Here is an 8847-nt window from a genome sequence, read left to right on the forward strand (position 1 = left end):
TTCAGGGGGGGGCCAGGGGGGGGACGCCGTGGGCGGTGACGGCGTCCTACCCCCTGCCCCCTCCCTGAAGGGAGGGGGAACGGCACACGACAGCGGCCTCCCCCTGATCGGCAACTTCGTCGAGCGCCAGGTGATGCTCGAGGCGGTCATGGCCCAGTGCGCGCAGATCGAGCAGGCCCTCGTCGCCTCCGGCGTCAGGTTCTGCTATGCCGAGAACTGGGTCTATGCCCCCGCGGTGCAGAAGGCCCGGCGGCTCATCCAGAGCGGCGGTGGGGCCGTGCTCCGGCTGCTGGCCGAGGAGAGCCATTCGGGCAGCCATGCCTCGTACGCCAGGTACTGGGCGCTGGCCGGGGGCGGGTCGCTGCTGCGCACCGGCAGCCACCCCATTGGCGGCGTGTGCTACCTCAAGCAGTCCGAGGGCCTGGCCCGTGATGGCAAGCCCATCCGCCCCAAGTCCGTCATGGCCGAGACCGCCTTCCTGACCAGGATGGAGAGCTACCTCGCCGAGCCGACGCGCTACTGCGGGACGGAGCTGGCCGACTGTGAGGACTGGGGCGCGGCGTACATCACCTTCGAGGACGGCTCCGTGGCCGATGTCTGCTCCTCGGATGTTGTGCTGGGCGGCGTCTACAACCACATGCAGGTCTTCCTGTCCAACGGCCGCATCGAGTGCAACATGAACCCCATTGACGCGGTGATGGCCTACGGCCCGGCCGAGGATAGCTTCGGCGAGGAGTACCTGGCCGAGAAGATCAGCACCCGCCTGGGGTGGAACTACGCCTCGCCCGATGAGGCCTGGGCCAGCGGCTACCAGCAGGAGATCCAGGACTTCATGGAGGCCATCGCTCAGGACCGCGAGCCGCTCTCGGGCTGGACGCTGGCGAAGGACGTGACTGCCGTCATCTTCGCCGCGTACGTCTCGGCCTGGGAAGGCCGGAGGGTCGAAGTGCCGCGGTAGACGGCAATGATGAACGATGAATGGTGAGTGATGAATGGGGAGTGAGACTTTGTGGCTTCCCCCATTCACCATTCTGCCTTCTGCATTCCGCCATTGCCTTTCGCCGCGCGTCCTGCTAAGCTCCCCCCCATGCGTCGCTCGCACACCGGCACGATCACCATGCTACTGTCGTCCGTATTCTTCGCGGCGATGGCGGCGCTGATTCGCGCCACCCCGTCGGTCAACTCCTACATCTTGGGCATGGCCCGTTTTGTCGTCGGGACGCTGGTGTGCTTCGGCCTGTTCGCGGTGAAGCTCGATCGGCCGCGCTGGGTGAACTGGCCGTGGATCATCGTGCGCGGAGTGGTGGGCAGCATTGCGGTCGTCATCTTCTTCTGGTCCATCCAGGAGATCGGTCTGGCGAAAGCGACGATGCTGAACTACACGTACGTGATCTGGGCCGGGGTGCTGGCGGTGCCGATGCTGGGGGAGCGGCTGCGGCTCATGCAGTGGCTGGCGGTGGTCGTGGCGGTGGCGGGGGTCGCGCTGCTGTTTGAGGTGCACGGCCTCAGCGTGGCCCCGGCGGACGCCATCGCGCTCCTCGGCGGCACCTGCAGCGGCATCGCCGTCATCGCCGTCACACGCTGCCGCGACACCGACAGTTCCACGAACGTCTTCTGGTCGCAGTCGCTCTTCGGGATCGGGGCGGTGGCGTGGCCGATGGCGACCCACTGGGCGACGCCGACTCTCGTGCAGACCGGCATCATGGTCGGCGTCGGGCTCCTGGCGGCGGCAGGGCAGTTGCTGATGACCTACGCCTACAAGCACACTGGCGCGACGCAGGGCAGCTTGCTGAGCCTGGTGACGCCCGTGCTGGGCGGGGCCATCGGCGTGGCCTGCTTCCACGAGCCGCTGACGCTGCGCTTCGCGCTGGGCACGCTGCTGATCCTGCTGTCGTGCGGGTATCTGGCGCTGGACCCGGTGAAGCGCGGCAAGCCCATGGTCATGCCGGACCCGTCGGCGGCGGATTGCGAAGAGGAGACGGGGTCGTGACGCGCCGCGCTACCCCCGCGCGTGCCGCCTCGTCAGCCCCACCATCAGCCCCAGCGCCACCAGCAGAATGACTATCGAGATGGGGAGGACGAGCACGCCGATACGCAGGCCCCAGGCGTCGCCCATACGCCCGATGACCCACGGGAAGAGGACACATCCACCCACGCCCGCCGCCGCCAGCAGCGAAAAGAGCGACGTGGAGCCGGTCGAAATGTGATCGGAAGCGACTGACAGGAGCGTCGGCCAGAAGCACGCCACGAACAGCCCGCCGAGGGCGAACAGGACATAGGCGGCGCTAACGGTGGGCACGAAGGTCAGGCCCAACGTCGCCGCGGCGCACAGCACCGCCGACACGATCATCAGGCGTACCGCCCCCAGCCGCGCCACCACACCCCCGCTGACGAACCGGCCGAGCGCCATGGCCGCCCCGTAGAAGGCCGTCATCCACGCGCCCCCCAGCGGCGAGGCGTTCAGCACCTTCTGGGCGAAGTTCGGCGCCCAGGAGGTCAGCCCGGCCTCGGCGCCGCCCCCCATCACCATCGCCACGATGAGCAGCCAGAACAGCGGCAGACGCAGGAAGCGGCGGACATCGGGGGTGGCCGTCACCGTGGGGCTCTCCGCAGTGGTCGCCCGGGGGTAGCGCCGGGTGTAGAACAGCCCCGCGCAGACCAGCGGCGGGACGACCCACAGCCAGAACGGCAGGCGCCAGGAGTGCCCGGTTTGCAGCAACTGCCCCGCCGTCAGCGCGCCGGTGACGAGGCCCACCGAGAAGATGCCGTTGATGATGTTGAGAGCCCGGGCCGAGCTGTGCGGGTGAAGCTGCGCCACCAGCGGGTTGACCAGCGCCTCGACGACGCCCTTGCCCAGGCCGGACAGCACCATCGCTGCCATCAGCGTGGCGTAGCCCCCGGCCAGGGCGCCCCAGGCCTGCGCCGCCCCGATGGCCGTCAGCCCCCAGAACAGGTAGCGCCGCTTGTAGCGGCCCTCGCCATAGCGGCCGACAATCAGCAGCGAGACGATGAGCGCGGCCATGCGCACCGAGACCAACAGCCCACGCGACTCGAGGTTGATGTGCAGTTCCTCGCCCAGCGTGTCGAGACACACCGGCAGCACCGCCAACACGGCGCCGAACATGATCATGCACAGCACCGAGGCGCCCACCAGGCGCGTGTAGGCGACGGGCGGGTCAGGTGATGACACCGTGTTGGGCGAGGGGGTTCCCGGCATGGCACTACTCTCTCAGAAGCTCGCGTCAGACCGCTGGCGCGATGACCCGCGCATTATAGGCGACTTCCCCGGAGATGACGAGAACTTCCTTCCCGTGCTATACTCCTGCCTTCGGATCAGAACCTGTGAGGACAGCATGAAAGCCACCAACGCCTGCCTGCCCTGCATGATCGGGCAGGCCTACAACACCGCGAGCCGCTGCACGGCCGACGAGGCCCTGCAGCGCGCCATCCTGGACGAGACCTTGCGCCGCTACGTCGGCGTGTCGATGGACGAGTCGCCGGCCGTCCTGTCCCAGATCGCCTTCGAGACCTGCCGCGAACTCAGCGGCGTCCACGACCCGTACCTGGAGGACAAGCGGGCCTCCAATGTTGCGGCGATGAGACTGTACCCCGAGCTGCACCGACGGGTGGCCGAGGCCGCCGATCCGCTCCACGACGCCCTCGTCCTGGCGGTGGCCGGCAACATCATTGACCTGGCCATCGCCCAGGAGTACGACCTGCAAGACAGCATCGTCGCGCGCCTGCAGCACGGCTTCGACTACGCCGAAGTAGAGCCCTTCCGTGCCGCGGCCGCGCGTGCGGGGCGTATCCTGTACATCGCCGACAACGCCGGGGAGATCGTCTTCGACCGCCTGCTCATCGAGGTCCTCGGCCCCGACCGGATCACGCTGATGGTGCGGGGCGGGCCCATCGTGAACGATGTCCTGGCCGAAGACGTCGAGCAGGTCGGCCTGGCGGGCCTGGTGCGGGTGGTGGACACCGGCTGCAACTACTTCGGCCTGCCCTGGGAGTATGCCAGCGAGACAGCGCGCGAGGAGTTCCAGGCGGCCGACATGGTCATCTCCAAGGGCCATGCCAACTTCGAGACTGTGACCGAGTTGGGGCCGGAGGCGGACAAGGCGTGGTACCTGCTGAAGGTGAAGTGCGGTGAGGTAGCGCGGCAGATTGGCGTGACCGACGGGGACATCGTGCTGGTCTCCAACGAGACCATGCGGCGCAGGTGAACCGGCGAGCGGGGCGAATTCCCCGAGAGCCCTTCCATGTCACTCAGGGGAGCACCGATGGCCACCCGTCTGCAGCGCAACCAGGCCTTCCTGACGAACCTGTACCGGCGTGGCCCCTTCGCGGGCCACGCCTTCGTGTTCACGTCGCCGCCGCGCCCGCCCATCTGGGAGGCCGGTGACTACACCACCGATGGCCGCCCGATGCGGGATTGGCTGCCGTGGGTCGTCGAGCCCTACCTCAAGTGGCTGGAGCTGTCCGAGCAGGTTCAGGACGACGGTGTCCCTACCGTCGGCCTCATCACCGGCACCCACATCTACGCCCAGGCCTTCGGCTGCCGTGTCCACACCTACGCAGAGAGCAACCCCGCCGCCATGCCGCTGGTCCGCAACGCGGCGGAGGCCGACGCCCTCCCCGAGCCCGAAGTCTTCAGTTGCCCCAATCTCGTCCGCATCTTCGAGCTGGCCGCCCTGGCGCGGCAGGAGCTGGGCGCCGACGCCATCCTCGGCCCGCCCGACATGCAGACCGGCTTCGACACCGCCTGCCTGATCTGGGACAAGACCGACCTCTTCTGCGCCATGCACGACAACCCGGAGGCGGTCAAGCGCCTGGCGGGCAAGTGTGCGCGCCTGCTGCGCAACTTCATCCGGGAGTTCTACCGCGAGTTCCCCACCGCCGCCCTGGCGCACTGTCCCCAGACGTGGTCACCGCCGGAGCTGGGGCCATGGGTCAGCAATGACGAGTGCGGGATGATGAGTGTGGCGATGTTCGAGGAGTTCCTGCTGCCCGAGCTGATGGAGCTGTCTGAGACCTTCGGCGGGGTGGGGATGCACTGCTGCGCCGACGCCGACCACCAGTTCCCCTCGTTCCGTCGGGTCCCGAACTTCTACGCCTTCAACCGCTGCGTCACCCACCGGGGGCAGGGCTATGACGAGATGCTGCGGGTCCTGGGCGGCCCGGACGGACCGGTGTTCGTGCCCGGCGCCCTGGCGGATGAGCAGGTGAAGACGCTTCTGGAGCAGGCCCCCGAGGGTTCGCGCTTCATCTTCCACTGCCCGCACCAGGACGTGGCTGAGGCGCAGCGGTGGTTGGAGCGGATGCGGCAGTTCTCGCCCCGTACGGATTAGTCCGGGTCCCGCCCGGTCGCTTGCCGGAGCACTCCCAGCAGCTCGTTCCCGATGCGGTCGCGTGCTGCCACGCCGGAGCCTTCCCAGCGCGCCACGAGCTGCGGGCGGGTCTGGCTACCCCGGAACAGCGCCCAGCCGTGCTCCATCTCCACCCGCGCCCCGTCCGTCTCGTTGATCTCGTAGCGGGTGCGGTAGTACCCCTTCGCCTGCTCGACGTAGCCCTCAATCTGCTCGGGGTTGGTGCCGTCGGGCCACGTGTAGCGCACCTCGGGCGAAGGAATCCACTCATCCATGAGCGGGTGGACCAGGTCGTGCAGCGAATGATCCAGGCGCGAGAGGCTGCCGATGAGTCGCGCTGCCCCGAAGCTCGCGTCATCGAACTTGATGTAGGGGTCCGCGAAGTAGCAGTGGCCGGTGGTCTCGAAGCCCGCGGCGGCGTTCGTCTCAGCCATGCGCTTGAGGATGAACGGGTAGCCGCAGGCGGCCATCTCCAGCTTGCCCCCATGCTGCGCCACGAACTCGATGATGGCGCGCGAGCAGCGCACCTCGCTGACCACCGTTGCCGGCCCGGCGCGGAGCACGTCCTCGCAGATGGGCACCATGTACAGGTCCGGCATGAGGAACTGTCCGGTGTGGTCAATGACGGCGATGCGGTCACCGTCGGCGTCAATGGCCACGCCGATCTCCGCGCCAGTGGCCAGCACGCGCTGCCGCAGTACCTCGATGTGGCTGGGCACCAGCGGATCGGGCGACCGGTGGGGGAAGAGGCCATTGGGCTCGGGGTAGAGCACCTCCACCTCGCAGCCCAGGTCGCCCAGGATCTGCGGTGCGGCCAGCGCCCCGCAGCCGTTGCCGGCATCCAGCACGACCTTCATCGGTCGCGCCAGGCTGAGCTGCCGGTGGGTGACCTCGAAGTACTCCGGCCATACGTCGCGCCGCTGGTACATCCCGGCGCCCGTGGCGAAGTCGCCCCGCCGCGCCTCCCGGTATAGCTCCTCGAGCTGCTCGCCATAGAACGGACCGTCGCCCCAGCGCAGCTTCATGCCGTTGTAGTGCGGCGGGTTGTGCGAGGCGGTGATGCCCAGGCCACCGTGGGCGCCCCACTGGCCAATGGCGAAGTACACCACCGGCGTGGGGCACTCCCCGATGTCTATGACATCGCAACCCGTGGCGCGCAGGGCCTCCATCGCCACCGCCGCGAACTCCTGCGAGCTGGCCCGCAGGTCCCGCCCGACGACCAGCAGCGGCCGGTCGTACTGGTGGCGGAACCGCGTGCCGAACGCCGAAGCGATCAGCCGCACGCTGTCGGGCGTGAGTTGGTCGCCGACAGTACCGCGGATGTCGTAGGCATGGAAGATGTTGGGGTCGAGGCTGTGCTCCATTCCGTGTGCTCCAAGCAGGGCTAGAAGAACCTCTTGACGAGGCTAAGCGCCCCCTGCTTCCAGGGGACGCGGTGGGATACGCCAGACTTGTGGATGAACTGCTCGCGGTGGTCCACATACCACTGGTAGTTGCGGATCAGTGCCTGCTCGTTGGAGAACTGGGGCGCGAAGCCCAGCTTCCGCTGTGCTTTCTCAGTTGAGACGAAGGACTCCTTATCCACCGTCTCATAGATCCACTTGTATAGCGGCGACAGCTTCAGCTTCTCCAGTAGCCGCAGCATGGCCACCGCCGGGCCGGCCGGGAGGCACTTGATGCGCTTGCCGTGGCCGGCGTAGTCGAGCACGGCCTGGAAGTCATCGCGCAACCCGCGGTACTCCGCCGCCCCGATGTTGTAGGTGTCGTTGGCCACGTCCTCCGGCAGCGTGAGGCACAGGTAGATCGCCTGGCAGAGGTCCTCCACATCGAGGAACTGGTAGAGGTTCTGGCCGCTGCCCAGCATCGGGAAGCCGTGGCCCTCGTAGGCCCACTCGTAGAACATGGCGAACACGCCGAGGCGCTCGGGGCCGACGAACGACTTCGGGCGAATGATCGGCACGCACAGGCCCTGCTCACGCAGCTTGAGGGCCTCCTGTTCGGCCAGCACCTTCGCCTCGCCGTACGGCCCCACGCCCTCCTGGCGGTCGTCCTCGTAGAGGGGATGGTGGTCGGGCACCCCGTACACCGCTGTCGAGGAGATGTGAACGACGCGCTTGATCCCGGCGGCGGCCGCCGTTTCCAGCACATTGCGCGTGCCCACGACATCGGTGGTATAGATGTCGTCGGGCTTGTACAGCGGCAGGGCGGCGGCGCAGTGGACGACCAGGTCCACACCCCCCATGGCGGTCACCAGGTCCTCACGGTCGCGGATGTCGGCGGTCACGAGGCGCACGCGGGGGTCGTCGCGCTCGGGGTAGTCGAAGTCCGCTACATCCACCGACACGGCGCGGTAGCCCCGCTCCAGCAGGTAGCGGATGAGGTTGATGCCCAGGAAGCCGGCGCCGCCGGTGACCAGCACCGTCGGCGCTGTCTGGGGGGTCGAGTTGTCTGCAGTCGTCACCGAGGGCGTCAAGCTGGGGCTACCTCACAGGCTCGGTTCGGGCATAGCGGCTGTAGCAGGCGCCGGCTACACGCCGGCCCGGTCAAACACGTCCTTGAGCATCCCGCCGGCGAGCTTCACGGCCTCGGCCTTGTCCTCCATCGCGTTCAGCTTCGCGCTGAAGGGCTCCGGCGTGACGGGGCCGTCGTAGCCGATCTCCTGCAGGACTTGCAGGAAGCCGGTCAGGTCAATGACGCCGGTCTCACCCGGTAAGGCGCGCACGTTGTCCACGTACTCGTCCATGGTGAGCCCGGGCGGGGCGTCGTTGATGTGCACATAGACCACGTTCGCGTTCGTCATCTTGCGCAGGTCGTCGAGCGTGCCGCCGGAGGTGTGCCAGTGCCACGCGTCCAGGAGCAGCCCGACGTTGGGTCCGATCTGCGCGCACAGCTCCAGCATCTTCCAGGCCGAGTGGATGAACTCGTACTGCTTGCCGACAAAGAGCGTGCGCGGGCCGAGGAACTCCAGCCCCATGCGCACCCCGTAGTCCGCCGTGATCTCGGCCATCGGCTTAAGGCGGTCAACGTGGAACTGCCAGTTCTCGTCCCAGTCGCGCGTGTCGTTCCACGATGGCACCCAGGTCGCGGCACGGGTGCCACCGAGTTGCTGGGCCAGCGTGCAGAAGCCGGGCAGCTTCTCCAGGTCCGCGCGCCAGTCGTCCTCGCTGCCCATCCACCGCACCGGCCAGCCGATGCCGCCCATGGCCAGGCCATTGTCGGCGAACAGGGCCTTCACGTGGTCGGCGCCGCGGTGCTCCGCCAGCGGGCCCGCCTCTCCCATGGGCACGTCAATCCCCTGGAAGCCGCCCAGCTTGGCGTACTCGATCGCCTTGGCAAAATCGGCCGGGACCCCGATGGCCCCACAGTTCAGGTTGCGGAACATGAGTCACCTTCCCCAAGCGGTATCTACTGAGGTCTGGGTATGTAACGACACACCCAGGCGGCGGGTGCCGCGTCGTGTGCGGGGGGGCCCGCCGCCGGG

General features: G+C 68.0%; 8 protein-coding genes. 4 read left to right on the forward strand and 4 right to left on the reverse strand.

Annotation, left to right across the window (positions count from 1 at the left end):
- Together LLH23_06065 and LLH23_06070 are read left to right on the forward strand one after the other, a co-directional pair.
- Positions 1 to 958, forward strand: a 958-nt coding sequence (locus tag LLH23_06065) for a gfo/Idh/MocA family oxidoreductase (protein MCE5238040.1), incomplete at its 5' end; no start/stop codon positions are given.
- A gap of 129 nt (positions 959 to 1087) precedes the next feature.
- A complete protein-coding gene (locus LLH23_06070; GenBank protein ID MCE5238041.1) occupies positions 1088 to 1990 on the forward strand; it encodes a DMT family transporter in 903 nt (300 codons plus the stop codon).
- A gap of 9 nt (positions 1991 to 1999) precedes the next feature.
- On the opposite strand, the gene LLH23_06075 is transcribed toward LLH23_06070, so the two are convergent.
- Positions 2000 to 3217 (reverse strand): MFS transporter, encoded by a 1218-nt coding sequence (locus LLH23_06075; GenBank protein MCE5238042.1) that lies wholly within the window; start codon positions 3215 to 3217, stop codon positions 2000 to 2002.
- A 136-nt stretch (positions 3218 to 3353) separates the two neighbouring features.
- Here LLH23_06075 and LLH23_06080 point away from each other — a divergent pair, with 136 nt between their 5' ends.
- On the forward strand, positions 3354 to 4223 hold the full coding sequence (locus LLH23_06080) for an ARMT1-like domain-containing protein (GenBank protein MCE5238043.1): 870 nt from the start codon (positions 3354 to 3356) through the stop codon (positions 4221 to 4223).
- 57 nt (positions 4224 to 4280) lie between these two features.
- Positions 4281 to 5348 carry a hypothetical protein gene (locus tag LLH23_06085; protein ID MCE5238044.1) on the forward strand — a complete coding sequence of 356 codons (1068 nt, stop codon included), beginning with the start codon at positions 4281 to 4283 and terminating at the stop codon, positions 5346 to 5348.
- Here LLH23_06085 and LLH23_06090 read toward each other — a convergent pair.
- The 3 genes from LLH23_06090 to LLH23_06100 are packed head-to-tail and all read right to left on the reverse strand — an operon-like array spanning position 5345 to position 8748.
- Entirely contained in the window at positions 5345 to 6730 is a 1386-nt protein-coding gene (locus tag LLH23_06090) for a phosphomannomutase/phosphoglucomutase (GenBank protein ID MCE5238045.1), read from the reverse strand. The genes LLH23_06085 and LLH23_06090 overlap by 4 nt on opposite strands.
- Before the next feature lie 20 nt (positions 6731 to 6750).
- Entirely contained in the window at positions 6751 to 7839 is a 1089-nt protein-coding gene (locus LLH23_06095) for an NAD-dependent epimerase/dehydratase family protein (GenBank protein ID MCE5238046.1), read from the reverse strand.
- A 54-nt stretch (positions 7840 to 7893) separates the two neighbouring features.
- Positions 7894 to 8748, reverse strand: a complete 855-nt coding sequence (locus LLH23_06100; protein MCE5238047.1) for a sugar phosphate isomerase/epimerase — start codon at positions 8746 to 8748, stop codon at positions 7894 to 7896.
- Between the last annotated feature and the right edge of the window lie 99 nt (positions 8749 to 8847).

The organism is bacterium, assembly GCA_021372615.1.
Taxonomy (GTDB): Bacteria; Armatimonadota; Zipacnadia; order Zipacnadales; family UBA11051; genus JAJFUB01.